The organism is Pseudomonas sp. FJ2-5-13 (genome assembly GCF_029201605.1).
GTDB lineage: Bacteria > Pseudomonadota > Gammaproteobacteria > Pseudomonadales > Pseudomonadaceae > Aquipseudomonas > Aquipseudomonas lactis.
The window spans coordinates 5,987,555-6,003,834 of record NZ_CP104045.1 but is presented as its reverse complement, the minus strand read 5'-3'; the positions used below and the strand labels follow the sequence as shown (position 1 = coordinate 6,003,834).

9 protein-coding genes are annotated in these 16,280 nt (G+C 60.3%); 1 reads left to right on the top strand and 8 read right to left on the bottom strand.

Features of this window, described 5'->3' with window-relative positions:
* Positions 1 to 56: 56 nt before the first annotated feature.
* The 3 genes from N2A98_RS26785 to N2A98_RS26775 are packed head-to-tail and all read right to left on the bottom strand — an operon-like array spanning position 57 to position 1,820.
* Positions 57 to 728 carry a GNAT family protein gene (locus N2A98_RS26785; protein ID WP_044269976.1) on the bottom strand — a complete coding sequence of 224 codons (672 nt, stop codon included), beginning with the start codon at positions 726 to 728 and terminating at the stop codon, positions 57 to 59.
* A 10-nt stretch (positions 729 to 738) separates the two neighbouring features.
* Entirely contained in the window at positions 739 to 1,185 is a 447-nt protein-coding gene (locus N2A98_RS26780) for a GNAT family N-acetyltransferase (RefSeq protein ID WP_047712112.1), read from the bottom strand.
* Complete coding sequence (locus tag N2A98_RS26775) at positions 1,182 to 1,820, bottom strand: FMN-binding negative transcriptional regulator (protein ID WP_044269972.1); 639 nt, start codon at positions 1,818 to 1,820, stop codon at positions 1,182 to 1,184. The genes N2A98_RS26780 and N2A98_RS26775 overlap by 4 nt, the downstream gene beginning before the upstream one ends.
* A gap of 87 nt (positions 1,821 to 1,907) precedes the next feature.
* Here N2A98_RS26775 and N2A98_RS26770 point away from each other — a divergent pair, with 87 nt between their 5' ends.
* A complete protein-coding gene (locus N2A98_RS26770) occupies positions 1,908 to 3,446 on the top strand; it encodes a PLP-dependent aminotransferase family protein (protein ID WP_078804070.1) in 1,539 nt (512 codons plus the stop codon).
* Between the two features lie 6 nt (positions 3,447 to 3,452).
* On the opposite strand, the gene N2A98_RS26765 is transcribed toward N2A98_RS26770, so the two are convergent.
* The 5 genes from N2A98_RS26765 to N2A98_RS26745 all read right to left on the bottom strand — a co-directional run bounded on the left by N2A98_RS26765 (position 3,453) and on the right by N2A98_RS26745 (position 16,184).
* Complete coding sequence (locus N2A98_RS26765; protein WP_275622833.1) at positions 3,453 to 8,063, bottom strand: DUF6543 domain-containing protein; 4,611 nt, start codon at positions 8,061 to 8,063, stop codon at positions 3,453 to 3,455.
* A gap of 177 nt (positions 8,064 to 8,240) precedes the next feature.
* Positions 8,241 to 9,332 (bottom strand): polyamine ABC transporter substrate-binding protein, encoded by a 1,092-nt coding sequence (locus N2A98_RS26760; protein WP_275622832.1) that lies wholly within the window; start codon positions 9,330 to 9,332, stop codon positions 8,241 to 8,243.
* Positions 9,329 to 10,363 carry a histone deacetylase family protein gene (locus N2A98_RS26755; protein ID WP_044269965.1) on the bottom strand — a complete coding sequence of 345 codons (1,035 nt, stop codon included), beginning with the start codon at positions 10,361 to 10,363 and terminating at the stop codon, positions 9,329 to 9,331. Before N2A98_RS26755 ends, N2A98_RS26760 begins: the two co-directional genes overlap by 4 nt.
* A 127-nt stretch (positions 10,364 to 10,490) precedes the next feature.
* Positions 10,491 to 11,483, bottom strand: a complete 993-nt coding sequence (locus N2A98_RS26750) for an AraC family transcriptional regulator (protein ID WP_078804067.1) — start codon at positions 11,481 to 11,483, stop codon at positions 10,491 to 10,493.
* A 63-nt stretch (positions 11,484 to 11,546) separates the two neighbouring features.
* Positions 11,547 to 16,184, bottom strand: a complete 4,638-nt coding sequence (locus tag N2A98_RS26745) for a hypothetical protein (RefSeq protein WP_275622831.1) — start codon at positions 16,182 to 16,184, stop codon at positions 11,547 to 11,549.
* Positions 16,185 to 16,280 lie beyond the last annotated feature (96 nt).

Genomic DNA, 16,280 nt, shown 5'->3' with positions numbered 1-16,280 from the left:
GCCTGGCACTCCGTATTCGCGAGCAAGCCCGCTCCCACATTGTTTTATGGTGAGGTTCAGCCTCGGCACTCTGTGAGTGTCTTCAGTTGGCCCGAACCACTCTGGTTCGCCTCCGACAACCACGCCTCAAACCCGGCACCGACCTTCGGCCATTCCGAATCCAGGATCGAATACCACGCCGTATCGCGGTTCTGGCCTTTGACCACCATGTGCTGGCGGAATACCCCTTCAAAACTGAACCCCAAGCGCTCGGCTGCGTACTTGGACCGCGCGTTGCCGTTGTTGCACTTCCACTCCAGCCGACGGTAGCCCTGCTCGAACGCATACTTGGCCAGCAGGTACACCGCTTCGGTGCTTTTCGGCGAGCGCTGCATCGGCGCGCCGAAGGTGACGTGGCCGATTTCGATACGCCCTTGCGCCGGGACGATGGACATCAGGCTGAGGATGCCCTGGACCTGGCCCGTCGCACGGTCGATCACGCTGAAAAAGTACGGGTCGTTGTGGGCGGCGTGGTTGTTCAACCAGGCGTCGAAGGCACTGCGCTCGGTGAACGGGCCGTAGGGCAAATAATCCCACAGCTTCGGGTCGGCTCCTGGGCCTTCAAGGGCTTGCCACAGTTGGTCGGCATGGCGCGCCGGGTCGAGCTTTTCCAGGTGGATAAAACGCCCTTCAAGCAGGTGCGCGGTGGGCGCCGGGGCGCCTTTCCAGTCGGCGAGGGAAGTAGTCATGCTGCGCTCCTTAGAGACCTTTGCGAAATTGAATGAAGCCTGGGCGTTCGGCGATGCGCTCGTAGAGCTGGATCGCGGTGGCGTTGGTCTCATGGGTCAACCAGTGCACCTTGCAGCAGCCATCGGCCTTGGCGGTGGCGTAGACGAATTCAATCAACTGACGACCCACGCCGGTGCCACGTTGAGCCGGGTCTACCAGCAAGTCCTGCAGGTAGCAGGAGTTCTCGATGCTCCAGTTGGAGCGATGGTAGATGAAGTTGACCATGCCCACCGCCTTGCCGTCCTGCCAGGCCAGTGCCGAATGGGTCGGCTCGCTGGGGTCGATCAGGCGTTGCCAGGTGCTCTGGCTGACGGCGTCCGGCAGTTCGGTGTTATAGAACTTCAAGTACGCCTGCCACAGCGGCAACCAGGCGGCGTGGTCAGCCGCTGTAACCTGGCGAATGTCGATCAAGCTCATTCTGAAACTCCTTGGGGAATAAAGCGGGCCAGGGTCTGGTCGCGTACATCGGCACTGGCGGCCAGGCCGTCACGCACACCGGCCATGTCGGCCGCGCTGCGGTTCTGGCTGAGTTTGCGTTTGCCCACCAGGCGCTCGATCGGCAGGGCGAAGCCGACGATGGCTTTGAGCATGCCGTCAATGTAGTCCGCCGGTGCGTCGCTGACACGCCAGGGTTGGGCGCGGCCGCTTTCATGGCGGTCGGTGAGGGCGGTGACCACCTTGAGCAAGCGCTCGGCGTCACTGAACACCTCAGGCGTGCCATAGGCGTGCACGGCGATGTAGTTCCAGGTAGGCACCACTTTGCCGTGCTCGGCCTTGGCGGGGTAAAACGCCGGGCTGATATAGGCGTCGGCACCGGCGAAGATCACCAGCGCCTCACTGCCATTTTGCAGCTCGCGCCACTGTGGGTTGGCCCTGGCCAAGTGACCGTACAGCGTGCCGTTGGGCCCTTCATCGGGGTTGAGCAGCAAGGGCAAGTGGCTGGCTTGCAGGCCGTTTTCACCCACGGTTACCAACTGCGCCAGACGGGTGTGCTGGATCAGTTGCTGGATTTCGGGCAAGTCATCGAGAGCAAAGGCGCGGGGTGTGTACATGGAGATTTTCCTTGGCGAATGCCTGCATCCTAGGCAGGCTATTGGTTCGTTGTAAGAGCCATCTAGCGCTATTTTCATAGGTCCAATATGCCGCCCATTTCGCCGCCGTTGTCCTTCAACCCCGCCGGTATCGAGTTGGACCGCCGCCAGGGCCTCACGCGCCAACTCTATGAGGCCCTGCGCCAGCGGGTGCTCGATGGGCGACTGGTCAGTGGCACGCGGTTGCCCGCAACCCGAGATCTGGCGGCGGCCTTGTCGATTTCCCGCAACAGCGTGGTGCGCGCCTACGATCAGCTGTATGCCGAAGGGTTTATCGAGAGCCGGGTAGGTGATGGCACCTACGTTGCCCAACTGCCGATGGCCAAAAAACTATCCACAAAAGTATCCACAGGGTTGTCAACAGGCTTATCCCCAGGGTTATCCACAAAATGGGCGAATTTGCCCGAAGATTTGGACGATGAAGTTATCCACAGTGCCGGGTTGGCACGGGTAAAAGACCATCACTTGCCCCAGCCGCCTTTGGGGCCGCCTCGGGCCTTTCGCGTGGGTGTACCGGCCTTTGATCTGTTCCCGTTTGAGGTTTGGGCCAAGCTTAATGGGGCGTTCTGGCGCAAACCCGACCTGGAACAGCTGTGCTATGGCGACCCGGCAGGTGACGGCCGTCTGCGCGGTTTGATCGCCGCGTACCTGCGCAGCTCGCGCGGCATGCAATGCACGGCTGAACAAATTGTGATCACCAGTGGCGCACAGCAGGCCATCAGCCTTTGTGCACAGTTGCTGGTAGAGCCTGGGGACGGCGTGGCAGTGGAAAACCCCGGTTACCGCGCGGCCGGCCATGCATTCGCGTTGGCCGGCGGGCAACTGCATGGCGTGCCGGTCGACGGCGAGGGCATGGATTGCCAAGTGCTCGGTACTCTCAATGACTGCCGTGTGGCGTATGTCACGCCTTCCCATCAGTACCCGCTGGGGGTGGTGATGAGCCTGGCACGGCGCCTGGAATTGCTGGCCTGGGCCGAACGTTCAGGCGGTTGGATCGTGGAGGACGATTACGACGGTGAGTACCGCTACAGCGGCGCACCGCTGTCACCGTTGGCTGCGCTGGATCGCAATGGCCGCGTGCTGTACGTCGGCACCTTCGGCAAGGTAGCGTTCCCGGCGTTGCGCCTGGGTTACCTGGTGTTGCCCCCGGGCCTGGTGCAAGCCTTCACCCGGCGCCGCGCCGTGGACGTGCGCCATTCCGAGGTCAGCACCCAGGCGGTGATGGCCGAGTTTATGGCGGCGGGGCATTTCCAGCGCCACATTCGCCGCATGCGCCGCGCCGCATTGAGCCGACGCAATGCTTTGCTGGCCGGTTGGCCCGATGGCTTGCCCGGCGTCGGGCCCTTGCCCAGCGTTGCGGCCGGGCTGCACATGACGGTGCGGGTGGAAAGCCTGGCACGTGAACAGGTACTGCTCGCCCAGGCCCATGCTGCAGGTGTCGAAATCAACGGCCTGAGCAGCTATTGGTTGGCAGGCGCCAGCCCACCTGCGGACCAGCGTGCCGGCCTGGTGATGGGGTTTGCCGCCGTGCCCGAAGCCGACATCGCACAAGCGCTGGCACGTTTGCATCAGGCGTGGTTGCCGTAAAGACGTTCAGGTGTTGAAGAACAGCGACTTGGCCAGTGGCTTGCCGATCTTGCGGCGGTGAATCTCGATGATGTCCCAGTCATTGGGGCCAGTGCGTTGATGGGACCCCCCGAGCCCTTGTTGTTCGCGAGTCTTGAGGTGGTCTGCGGTGAAATCCTCAAGGGCGGCATCCTTCGTCCCATAGTGAAAGTGCGCGTACCACAACACCCTGCCGCTCTCTTTATCGCGAATCTCGTACTCGTCCAGATAGCCCTTGTTGGGCCCTTTGAGTGCGCGGCGGCTCACGACCTTGACGATGCGGATCAAGCCTTGGCTATGCAGCCACTCCACGCGCTCGGCAGTGGGTGCTTGATGTTTGACCATCTCCAGGTAGGTTTTTTTGCCGAGCCGATAAAACCGTTGTGCCGCCTCGTTGAGCTTACGGTTGGTCGAGGCGGCGGAAGTGTGATCGCTCTCGGTAAGGTTGCGGCGAGTCAGGGCCTCTTCAATGTTGTTGGATGCGCTTTCAAGCCTCCTGGCATAGGCATTGAACATGTCTTGAATGTCCTGCGGTGCGTGCCAGGGCTTCCTGGAGAACCCCTGGTTTTTGCGGATTTCAGTCTGTTCTCCATCCAGTAGCGTTTGCCCGGCGTTGATGCTGGTGTCCAGGTCAACGGACGCAGGCGCAGGTGGCTGTGACGAGGTTTTCTGCCGTTTGACCCACACGCCGGGCGCCTTTTCGTGGAACGTGGCGATCACTTTGCCGGTGACGCCGGCCTTGATGTCCACCAGGCTGCTGTCGGTTTCACGCGGTTCGCCCATCACCAGGCCGTGATGGCGTGTCTTGATGACTTTGCGCCGTGGCGGGGGCTCTGCCTTTGAGCTGCCGGGCTTGGGTTCCAGCGCTTTTTTCTGGCGCAGGAGGTAAGCCAGGTCGCGCACGGCCCGCTGGCTGAATTCGCCAATCTGCTGGCGTAGGCTTTCCAAGCGAGGCTTGAGCAGGTACCGCGGGTAATCGGCGTGCAGGTCCAGCAGGCGCTGATCGGCGCTGGAAAATTGCTCAACCAGGCTGTCCAGGACGTCAATGCGTTCATCCAGCGACGTACCGTTACCGCGCTCCACGATCTCAACGAAACTTTCGACGTTGAGTTCAGCGGTATCGACGACCTGGCCCATTCGCTCGCGCAGTGTGGCTGGGATCTGGCTTTGCGCTTCGTCGATACACAGGTAGCGGCCCAAGCTGATATCCAGTGCCTTGAGTTCGATAAGCGTGAACGAGGGCAATGATTCCATGGTTTTACGAATGACGGCTGCGCCTTCATCTCCCAGGGCTTTGAGGTCGCCGAAACGCTCGTTGATGAACGCCAGGCGCTCGATGATCCCCCTGTTCAGAGTGGACAGGTTCTGTGCGCTTTGTGCCTGGTCCTGATAGTTAATATCTGCCTCGGCTTCAAGGACGGGCGACGACGACAGCAGCGCCTCCTTGTAGCTCACCAGTTGCTGTTCCAAGGCAATCTGAGTCAATTGCACTTGTTGCTTCAGGTAGCCGCTCATGTTGCTCTGGTAGGTGGGTACCGTGTCGATGATGCTCAAGGACTTCAACTGGCTGATCGCTTCGTCGTATTCGACCAGTCGGCCATCGACTTTACCGAGGAACGCACTGCGCTGCTGGTCGGTGGAAGGGCCGGCAGCGGCGTCCAGCGCGGGCTTGGATTCAAGCACGTCCAGTTGCTTGCTGGCGGCGACCGCATCGAAAGCGTTGAGCGAAGTCTTGAGCGCCGAAATGCGCGCAGGCTGATCGACCTTGACTGCCCGCCGACGGTTTCGAAGGCCACCGCCGCGCAGTCGCAGCCGAACATCCACAAACCACTGGCCCGCCAGGTTGCCGATCAGCGGTGGGCCGGTGCGCGATGGGGTGTTCGGGTCGATGACGATGACGCTGTCATTGTCGTCGACCATCACCTCGAACCAACGCTTGCCCACCGGGGCATACCACTTGTCTGCAAGCGCATAGAGATTCAGGTGGCGACCGGGGGTTTTGTTCTGTTCGCCCAGTGCCTCAGGTTTGGTCACGCTGAAGCTGTCGAGTGTGCTGGCCAGGCCCAGGCGGCTATGACTCAGGGCGCCGCTGATGTGCACCGGGCCTTGATGCTTGGCGGGTATTTGGCTGTCGGGAATATTGGCTTGCTGATCTGCGTTGAATGCTGCCTCGGGCACTGCAGGCTTATCTATCGTTTGGAGGGCGGTTGATTCGGATTCGGTCTCGACCTTGGGAGTCTCGAAATGCTCCAGTGCGCGAGGGTGGCGCAGGGCGATGTGCAGGGTCAGCGCCATGCCCAGGTTGAGGAATACGTCCACCAACGCTGTCCAGGACGCGGGCGAGTCGTCCTTGTTCACCGCTTCCTCGGCGGCTTGCAGGTCGTCCATGATTTGCCAGATCCAGGCGGCGACGCCAAGGGTGCGGCCCATGAACGGCAATGCGGCATTGAATATCTGCCAGCCGGCATGCCGAAAGGTCGCCCAGCGCTTTTGCACGTTGGACACCGATTGGCGGGTTGCCAATTCGACCAGGGCATTGGCATTGGCCTTGAACAGCGTGGCCAGTGTGTCATTGCCCACTTCTTCATCGGTCAGCGTGATCGGGCCGCTCATGTACAGCACGGTCAGAGGCTCGACCAGCGCACGCACCACCGTCCAAGGCGACGGCAAGGTGTCGGGGAATACGTATTGGGCGTAATTGAACCGTTGTGCCTCGGGCAGCCAGGCCAAAACCGATTCGCGCAACGATCGTTCATGTTTGATGGCGTACAGCAGGTTTTGCCGCGACGCAAATTGCAGCAGCGCCGGTTCAAGCAGTGGCCGATAGAGCACGCAGGGGCCAGCGTCGGACTGTCGTGGGCCGATCACGAACATATTGGCGACCCCATCTTGTTCATGCCCAGGGCGCAGGGTGGGCACGAACGCCAGGTTGCGGATGACGATAGGCTGCCCGTCCACCTGGCGCTCATGTTCCTCGGTACGCATCACCGCGGCGACATAGCGGTAACCGCGTTCATCGATACCGCCCTGTTGGCGAATCTTCATCTGCAGGGCCAGCAGCGGCAGTTGCACCTGCAAGTGGCTGGTGTAGAGCAGCTGTCGTCGGCTGGATTGCTGCGGGTCCTCCAGGAGTTTCTGTTTGACCAGGGCAGGGTAGTACTGGCCAATATCGATGTCTTCGATTACGTCTTTCAGGTAGCCGTAGGTCAGCCAGTCGGGTACGCCGTTGTCCTTGCCGTTGTAGTGCACCGTGGTATTGCCGGTGGGTAGGCCGGTGAGGTTATCCAGGGCCAGGTCGATCAGGCTGCGACGGGTAATGTCCACGGCACCGGGGATGATAAAGGTGCCCCACAGGACCGGGCTCTCGATGACGATCTCGATCTTGTCCAGGTTCAAGTGCGCGTTCTTTTTCGGGGCGCGGATGCGGCTTTGCAACTGGGTTCGCGCATAGTCACGAATGGCTGGAATGCCGTCCTGGAAGGTCTCGCCATGGTAGTGGGTGTGCAGGTGGGCCAGGTCGATCAGGTAGCGGCTGTAGGCGGCGGTATCGGAGTCTGATGCCGACGCCAGCCAGTTGGGAAGTTGTTGGTGAATGTCGCGGATACTCGACAGTTGATGATCGCTCATCTCTTCAATGCTGGGCACGATGCTCACCACGCCGGGGGCACGGGGTTGTTCCCGTACATCCGTCTCGCCGAAACTGGCAATCACCTGTATTTGCAGCGAAATCAGGATGCAGGCCAGGGCATCGAAGAAGTTGCCGTCGGGTTCATACAGGCGCCATTGCAAGGTGGTGTCTCGTTCTGGAGCACTCAGCCGGGCGGGCAACGAGGCACCGAACGCGGCCAATGATTCGAACGTTTCATACCCACTGACCAATGAGTAAGTGAGGACCATCTGGCGCTTCTGGTACTGGCCCACTAACACGGTGATGTCCATAAAGTTCACGTGGGTGGATTGACCCTCTGCCAGGATATCCACATCAACCAGGTAGGCATGACTGTTGTAAGGGTCTTTGCGTGAACGCTTGGCCCGGTCGGGTTCCTGAAACACCGTGCGCGCCATGGCGCACTCGTGTTCATCCAAGCCTTGCTCTTGGGTGAGGTTCCATACTTTGCGCAGGGCGTTGGAGAAGGACTGCCAGCGCGGGCCGGCGGCGCCGTTGGATGCGTTCCAGAAGTCCAGTTGCTGTTCTTGGAACGCGGTGAACAGTAGGCCGGACAGCTCGTTGATCAGACGTGCGATGGCGTCGATCTTCACGGCCAGGTGGGCAGGTGCCGCTGCATTGGGCTGCAACGTCAGGAAGTGTTGGCCGTCAATGTAGGTGACTCTGTCGCTGGACAGCGCCTGACGCGCGAGCACCGACGTGAGCGATTCGACAAGTGCCGGGGCGCGTTCGACAGCCTCGCCGACCACCTCCCATTGAGGGCTGACCACCACCGCCAGGTCGGGGTCGATATTCAGCGTGGGGTACAGCTCTTTGAGCGCCGAGCGCAGTGTGGTGCCGGCCACTTCACGGGTGGTGGGGCCAGTGGTCAGTTGGGTGAGCAGTTCATAGGTCGTCGGTGGGCGGTGGTTATTGGCGATGTCATTGGGCATGCGCAGCTCCTCTGCATTCGATGGCCCGGACGGGCTTCAGGAATGGGCAAGGTAGCGAGCGCCACGGCGGTGAGGGCGGTAGATACGTCGAGGCGCAACCGCTCAGTGCTGCAAGGGTGGCGAGGGCGCAAGCGGCCCTCGTATTAAAGAAAAACGACCAACCAGAGAACCGGTGCGTTACTTCCCGGATTTGATCTTGGTCCAGGCCCGCGTCCTGGCGCGTTCGGCTTTGCTGTCCAGGGGTTTAAGGGTGTAGAGCGTGGCCATGGCCGCGTCGGTCGGGTACAGGTTGGGGTTGTTGCGAATGGCCGGGTCGACCAACCCGCTGGCGTCCTTGTTGGGGTTGGGGTAACCGACAAAGTCGCTGATCGGCGCGATGACGTTGGGTTGCAGCAGGTAGTTGATAAAGGTGTAGGCGTCGCCCGGGTTGCTGGCGCCCTTGGGGATGGCGAGCATGTCGAACCAGATCGGCGCGCCTTCCTTGGGCAGGCGCATGTCCACGGTCACGCCATTCTTGGCTTCCTTGGCGCGGTTGGCGGCCTGGGAAAAGCTGCCGGAGTAGCCCACCGCCACGCAGATATCGCCGTTGGCGATGTCGGCCATGTATTTGGAGGAATGAAAGTAGGTGACGTACGGGCGGATCTTCATCAACAGCGCTTCGGCCTTGTCGTAGTCCTTGGGGTTGCTGCTGTTGGGGTCCAGGCCCAGGTGCTGCAAGGCCAGGGGCAGGATCTCCGAGGGCGAGTCCAGCAGGGCGACGCCGCATTGCTTGAGCTTGCTGATGTTCTCTTCCTTGAAGATCAGGTCCCAGCTGTCCACGGGCGCGTTGTCGCCCAGGGCGGCCTTGACTTTGGCGGGGTTGAAGCCGATCAGGATGGTGCCGTACATGTAGGGCACGGCGTACTGGTTGCCGGGGTCGTTGGCCTCGATCAGCTTCATCAGCTTGGGATCAAGGTGGTTCCAGTTGGGCAGTTGGCTGCGGTCCAGGGGCTGGAACACGCCGGCCTCGATCTGCTTGGCCAGGAACACATTGGACGGCACCACCACGTCATAGCCGGAGTTGCCGGTGAGCAACTTGGCTTCCAGGGCTTCGTTGGTGTCGAAGATGTCGTACACCAGCTTGATCGACGGGTGCTGGGCCTTGAAGTCTTCCAGCGCCTTGGGCGTGATGTAGTCGAACCAGTTGTAGACCTTCAGGGTTTTTTCTTCGGCCTGGGCTGCGCCGCTGACAACCACGGCGCACAGGGCGAGCGACTTGAGCATGTTCATTGGGCTGCTTCCTCGAAACCTTCCAGCACGTTGACGGCATTGATGCCGATTTCTTCCACCGCGTAGCCGCCTTCCATCACGAACAGCGTGGGTTTGCCCAGGCGGGCAATGCGTGCGCCCATGGCCAGGTAGTCCGGGCTGTCGAGCTTGAACTGTGAGATAGGGTCGTCCTTGAACGTGTCCACGCCCAGAGACACCACGATGATGTCGGCGGCGTAGCGCTCGATTTCGGCGCAGGCCTGTTCCAGCGCGGCGCTCCAGGCCTGCCAGCCGGACCCGGCCGGCAACGGATAGTTGAAATTGAAACCAACGCCCGCGCCCTCACCGTGCTCATCGGCATAGCCGAGGAAGAACGGAAACTCCGCCTCCGGATGGCCGTGGATCGAGGTGAACAACACGTCGCTGCGCGCATAGAAAATCGACTGCGTACCGTTGCCATGGTGGTAATCCACGTCGAGGATCGCAACCTTCTTGCAGCCCTGATCAAGGAACGCCTGGGCCGCGATGGCCGCGTTATTGAGGTAGCAATAACCACCCATCAAATCGCTGGCGGCATGATGCCCCGGTGGGCGGCACAGGGCGAAGGCACTGTGGGCGCCTTGCGCGATGGCGGCCTGCGCCGTAAGGGCCACTTGCGCCGCACTGTAAGCCGCTTGCCAAGTGCCTGCGGTGATTGGCGCGCCACCGTCGAAACTGTAATAGCCCAACTGGCCGTGCAGGCTGGTGGGCAACACGCGGCGCAACGTGCGCGCCGGCCAGGTGTAGGGCAGCAGGTCGCCGTCCTGGCCGTATTCGGTCCAGCGCTGCCAAGCGTCTTTGAAGAAGTCGAGGTAGTCGCGGCTGTGGATACGTTGCAGCGGCGCCAGGCCGAAATCCTGCGGCGCCTGCACCGGCCCCAGCTCCCGCTCTTTGACGCGTTGCAGTACATGGTCGGCGCGCGAGGGCATTTCGAAGCAGGGCATCAGTTGCCCGTCCATCAGCTCACAACGGCCATGGTGCAAATGATGATCGTCCGAGTAGATCGTCAGCATGTTGTTGTTCTCCAAAGGCTCAGGGGTATGCCATGCAGTGTTGCCAGACGCCGGGGTTTGGAGAACGGCAGGAGCGGCCAAAAGGGGATCGATATGGCCAATGTGTTTGTCCGCTATTCGCCCCTTGCTAGGGCCTGAACTGACTCGGCGCCACACCGCTCCAGCGCACGAACGCATGCCTGAAGCTGGCGGTCTCGCTAAAGCCCAGTTGTTCGGCGATGCGGTAGATCGGCAGGTCATCCTCCCCCAGTAACTGCTTGGCGCGTTCGAAGCGTAGCTCGTCGAGCAACTCCTGATAGCTGCACCCCAGATCATGCAAATGCCGGCGCAGGGTGCGTGCCGAACAGTTCATTTGCCCTGCCAGTCCATCCAGGCCCGGAGCGGCATTCAATTGCGCGGCCAGTAACAGGCGCACCCGCCCCAGCCAGGCCTGGCGACCGGTGAACTCGGCGTTCTGCCGACGGCAGCGTTCCACCATGGCGCAGTGGGTGACGGCATCGGCCAGCGGCAGGGGCTGGTCGAGCCAGTCACGGTCGAAGGCAAAGGCGTTAGTGGCGGCGCCAAATTGCAGCGGGCAGTCGAAGCGTTCGGCGTAGCGTGCTCGATAGTCGGGCGCTGGGTATTCAAAGCGTGCACCGAGCAATGGCAACGGCTGGCCGAGCAGGTCGTCGCAGATGACTTTCAGCGAGAGCAGGCAGAACTCGACATTGAAGGCGCTCAGGGCTGGGTCTTCGCGGTAGTCAGTGGCGCTGAACCAGACGCGCTGGCCATCCTCTTCCAGGCTCAGTTCAAAAAGTGTTCCCAACAGCGCCGGGTAGCGCAGGGCCAGGCGCAAAGCGTCACCGAAGGTGGCACTGGTGAGCAGTGCATAACCGAGCATGCCGTAGGACGACACATGCATGCGCCGGCCCAGTTCCAGGCCGATGTCCCGGCGCAACGCCACGGCGTTGGCACACACGCGCATTTCCTGATGAGTGGTAATACGCGTGTCGGCGCGGCTCAGGTCGGCACTGGCGATGCCACTGCCAGCCAGCAGGGTCTGGCTGCAGATGCCGTCGGGCTTGAACGTCTCCAGGATCAGCGAGACCGCATTGAGGGTGGTCAGGTGTGAATGCAGCATGATGGAGTCCAGCCTGGGTTTGTCAGGCTGGAGCAAGTTATGTGCCGTTGTGCGAGCGCGCCGTCAATAGACCTCTGGCGGGAAAAACAAGCGCTGGGCTTGGGTCAGGTTGATGGAACTGCGGTAGTAGTCGAGCTGTTGCTCTGCGGTTAAGCCGGTGAGCGTGTCAGCTACCTCTTTGAGCTGTTGTTCTGCTGGGGTTTTGAGTCGTGCGTGAAGAAATCTATTGAGTGAAGCGTGGGCGCTCGAGTATTGGAAATGCGCATACCAGAGAGGTTTGCTGGTAGACAGATCAATGACCGCATACTCATCTTGATAGCTCCAAGTGGCGCCCTTGAGGGGCTGGCGGGTCATGATCTTTTTGATCGCAATTTCGCGGTGGTTAATGAGCCAATCGACATGGGCAATGGTCGGAGGCTGTCGCTTGATGAGCTTGGCCACGGTTTCAGTGGCCCGTTCGTAAAGTGCTTTTGTGGCGGCTTTGAGTCTTCTGCGCAGGTCTGCGCTGGACTGCTTGGTTTGCGCCGTGACTTTGGCTTTGATCAATGCCTCGTCGATATCTTGCTTGCTGCGTTCGAGCAACCAGGCGTGCTGGTGAAACATGTGCTCGATGCCAATGGCTGTGCGCGAGGGATCGTCGGCTTGTTGGCTGGCGCGTTCTTGAAACTTCGGCAATTGGGCGAGTAATTTTTCGCCCGCGGTGGTGGCGTCGTGGAGCGTGAGCGCTGTAGATGTGGCCTGTGCCGGGGACGATTCGATGTGCTCGACCCACATGCCCGGGGTCTTCTCATGAAAGGTAGCCAGGACCTGGCCGGTTATCGGGGACTTGATATCAACGAACTTTGATACGGTCCCTATCGGGTCCAAGCGGGGTTCGCCAATCAGCACGCCGTTGTAGCGTGTCTGGATAAACCTCTTCAGCGGCCTGGGCGGCGTAGGAGGAGGGGTGGGCTTGATGCGCTTCAGGTTCTGTTCCTCGTGCAGCGGGACAAGTGCCGCCTTGGCGCGATTGGCGAACCCTTGCAGCGATTGGCTCAGGCGTTTCAAGGGTTGGGCCTGGATCTGCTCGGAGAACTCTTGAGAAAGGTCCTGCAAGCGCTCATCGATGAACTTGAATTGCTCCACCAGGTTGCTCAAGGCGTCAATACGCTCGTCCAGGCGATATTCGCTTCGCTCATCCAGGGTGTCACGCAGGGTCTGTACTGCAACGTCGGCGCTGTCGAGCGTGTCGTTGAGCAACTCCCAGGCCTGGGGTTCGGTGGTGAGGGATTCAGGGGCCAGGCACAAGTGACGGGCCAACGTCACCTGCAGGGCCCTGAGATCGTCGCTCGTATAGCTGGGCAGTTTGCGCTGGCGCTCTCTGATCACGTCGAATCCGGCCGGGCCGAATTTGCGCAGCTCGGTGAAGCGTGATTGAGCGTAATCCAGGCGCTTGATCATGCTGTCGCTCATCTCGACGACCTGTTGGTGGTCGGCGATATCGCTGGTATGAGGTGACGGTGCATGGGTTGGGAGCTGGTCCAGGACGGGCGAGAGTTTTGGCGCAAAGGTGATGAGCTCTTCGTTTACCCCCGCTTCATTGAGTTCCAGTTGAGCCTGTAGGTAACCAATGGCTTTTATCTGGAATTCAGGCTCCGAGGTGAAGACGGCCATGGTCAGCAAGTGTTGGCGTGCTTTTTCGTAGTCTTCTGATTGGCGATTGAGCGTGTCCAGGTAGGCCTGGCGTTTGGCTTGGGCACTGGTACTGGGGGCCTCGTCCATTGCTTTGCGGGTTTCTTGCAGTAGGTTCTGCTGGTTTTTTTTTGCGGTTTCAAACGCTTTCAATTTCCTGCGCGATGCGTCGGCTTCGCTGATTGCCAGGTCCTTGGCGGTATTTTTCAACCGATCGGTACTGGATTTACGCAGGCGTATCCGGTGATCGACGGACCATTGACCCTGGGCGTTGTGAACCAGCATGGGCCCGATGCGGTGGGTCTGGTTGGGGTCAATGACAACGATGTTTTTATCATCGTCCACTTTCACCATGAACCAGTTTTTGCCGACGGGAGCGTAGTGCTGCTCACCCAACTGGTACAGGTATTGGTCAGCAGCCGGCTGGTCTATCACGGTGCCGAGGTCATCGGGTTTTTCTATTTTAAAGCCTTCAAGCATCGAGGTTTCCAGCGCTGGCGTGCGGTTGATTGCGCCGCTCGTGTTCAGCGCGATCTCGTGATCGGGAGGCGGGGCCAGAGAGGTGCGCTCAGGCAGTTGCTCGACGGTGAAGCTTATCGTGCTGGAGGGGCCTGGCGTTTCAGGCGCAAGCTCGGTCGTCTTGACCTTGGTGGGCTCGATCCTGGCCGGTTCGAACTTAGGTCTGCTGCGCTGGGCGCTGTGCAAGGTGATCGCCATGCCCAGGTTAAGCAGCACGTCGGTCAGCGCCGACCATTGTGCGGGTTTATCGCCTTCCTCATGCGCCTGGGCAAAGGTATCCAGTTGTTCGACGATTTGCCAGATCCATGCGCTAGTGCTTGCCACGCGCCCCATAAAGGGCAGGGCCGCGTTGAAGAGCACCCAACCGGCTTGCTTCAACGTGTCCCAGCGGCGTTCGGCATTCGATACCGACTGGCGGTCCGCCAGTTCAACCAGCGCATTGGCATTGCTATCGAACAGTGTCTTGAACCTATCCCCATTGAGCACCTCCTCACCAAGATTCACGGGGCCGCTATAGGTCCATAGATCGCTGGGGTTGACCAGAAACTCGGCGACAAGCCATGGCGAAGGCCAATGACTGGTAAAGACATAATTGGTGTAGTGGTGACGCACCGAGTCCGGTAGCCAGGTAACCACCGAGTCTCGCAAAGTGCGCGACTGGCTGATGGCATACAGTAAGTTCGCCGGTGATGGATATTGCAGCAACGCGGGTTCAAACAACGGGCGGTACAGCACGCAAGGGCCGTCTTGCGCATTTTCTGGGCCGATGATGTACATGTTGGTGACATCATCGTTGCTGTTGATGAGCCGGCGCTTGGGGTTGAAGCTCAGGCGTCGCATCACGATGGCTTTGCCGTCGACGTATTGGTCGCCGCTTTCGTCCTGCATCACAGCTACGACGTAGCGGTAGCCGCGCTCGTCAATCCCGCCAATGCGGCGGATCTTGTGCTGCAAGGCCAACATCGGCAGCTGGACTCGCAGGTGATCGCGGTACAGTTTTTTGCGACGTGAGGCCTCAGCCGAGTCATCCAGCAGTTTGCTGCGGATCAGTTTTGGGTAGGTGGCACCGATATTACAGCGGCTGATCAGTGTCTCAAGGTAAGCCACGGTGATCTGATTCGGTATGGAGTGGCCGACGTCGCTCAGCAACGTTTTATTACCGGTGGGCAGTGCAATCAGGTTTTGCAGGGCCAGTTCGGCAAGGCTGAACGTGGTGGTTTCGTACTGCCCTGGCACGGTGAAAAGGCCCCACACCACCAGGCTCTTGACCTGGATTTTCAGCTTGTCGAGCTTCAGGTGTTGCAGGGTCGGGTGGTCCTTGAGCAGCTCGGTTTTCAACTGGTCCAAGGCGAATTGATGAATGCTGGGAATACCGTCCTCATAGGTCTTGCCGGCATTCAGGCTATTGAGCGCGGCCAAGTCCTTGAGGTGGCGTGCATAGAGTGATTGATCGCTGGCAGAGGCATCGGTCAGCCAGTCTGGCAGCAGGGTTTGATACCAGCCCGGCCCCGGGCCCTTGGCAACCGATTTTTCGGCAGGCGTCGGGAGTGTGAGCAGGGGTGACTGTTGGGTGCTGGGCTGTTTGCCATCACTGGTTTTGAGACCTTCCACGGTCTCAAGCTGCAGGGCGATCAGCTTGCAGGCTGCGTGTTCGAAAAAATCGCCGTCGGGTTCATAAAGGCGCCACTCCAGGCGATCAAAGGCCTCGGGTTGCTCCAGGTGATCCTTCAACGAATCGCCTAGCTGTTGGTAGGTGTCGTATTTCTCGTATCCCTTGAAGGGTGAGTAACAGAGGATCAGCGTTTTGTCTTCGAGTTTGCCCTCCAGCACGGTCATGAACACTTGGTCGGTGTGCTGCGTCTTGGAACCTTTGACCAGGTCGGCATCAATCAGGTAAGCGCGGCAGCTATAACGATTTTTGTCTTGGCGAGCGGAGCGGGTGGGTGCATGGAACAGCGTGCGGGCCATCGTGCAGTCTTCGTCGGTCCAGGCATCGACGTGTTGCACATTCCAGGCTCCGCGCAGGCTCTGGGCGAGTGTTTGCCAGCGAGGACCGTTGCCGTTGCTTTGGTTCCAGAACGTTATCAGCTGTTCCTGAAAGGCCCGGTAGACCACCGGCGCCAGGGTGTTGATCAGGTTGGCGACTTCGACAATACGCACGGGCAAATGAAGCGGGGGGTCGGTTACCGGCTTCAGGGTCAGGAAGTGATTGCCCTCGACGCACAGCGTCGGCACTTTGAGGATGGCCTGCCGGGCCAGGATGCTGCTCAGGGTTTCATAATGTGTTGGCCCCGGCACGATCTGGTCATCGATGAGCTCCCAGGTGGAAGTGCCCATCAGTGTCATGGCCGGGTCGATGTCCAGGTCGGGGTATTTCTCCAGCAAAGACTGGCGCAGCAGTTCGCGAGCCGCTTCCCGGAACGAAGGTCCGACGGACAGTTGAGTGGCCAGTTTGTGTGTTTCAGTGTCTGGAGGCGTTTGCTGCGAGGGTGTGGAACTGGAGGTCGTCATGCGGGCATCCCTGTCTTGCCGATCAATGGAAAAGCCGAGCGCAGGCTCGGGTATTCCATGTTAGGTATCGGCAAGCAGGGAATTGCAGTGCTTATG

Bases quoted from the DNA above. Each gene is read 5' to 3' on its own strand.
- N2A98_RS26785 (WP_044269976.1), bottom strand. From the start codon at position 728: ATGACTACTTCCCTCGCCGACTGGAAAGGCGCCCCGGCGCCCACCGCG.
- N2A98_RS26780 (WP_047712112.1), bottom strand. From the start codon at position 1,185: ATGAGCTTGATCGACATTCGCCAGGTTACAGCGGCTGACCACGCCGCC.
- N2A98_RS26775 (WP_044269972.1), bottom strand. From the start codon at position 1,820: ATGTACACACCCCGCGCCTTTGCTCTCGATGACTTGCCCGAAATCCAG.
- N2A98_RS26770 (WP_078804070.1), top strand. From the start codon at position 1,908: ATGCCGCCCATTTCGCCGCCGTTGTCCTTCAACCCCGCCGGTATCGAG.
- N2A98_RS26765 (WP_275622833.1), bottom strand. From the start codon at position 8,063: ATGCCCAATGACATCGCCAATAACCACCGCCCACCGACGACCTATGAA.
- N2A98_RS26760 (WP_275622832.1), bottom strand. From the start codon at position 9,332: ATGAACATGCTCAAGTCGCTCGCCCTGTGCGCCGTGGTTGTCAGCGGC.
- N2A98_RS26755 (WP_044269965.1), bottom strand. From the start codon at position 10,363: ATGCTGACGATCTACTCGGACGATCATCATTTGCACCATGGCCGTTGT.
- N2A98_RS26750 (WP_078804067.1), bottom strand. From the start codon at position 11,483: ATGCTGCATTCACACCTGACCACCCTCAATGCGGTCTCGCTGATCCTG.
- N2A98_RS26745 (WP_275622831.1), bottom strand. From the start codon at position 16,184: ATGACGACCTCCAGTTCCACACCCTCGCAGCAAACGCCTCCAGACACT.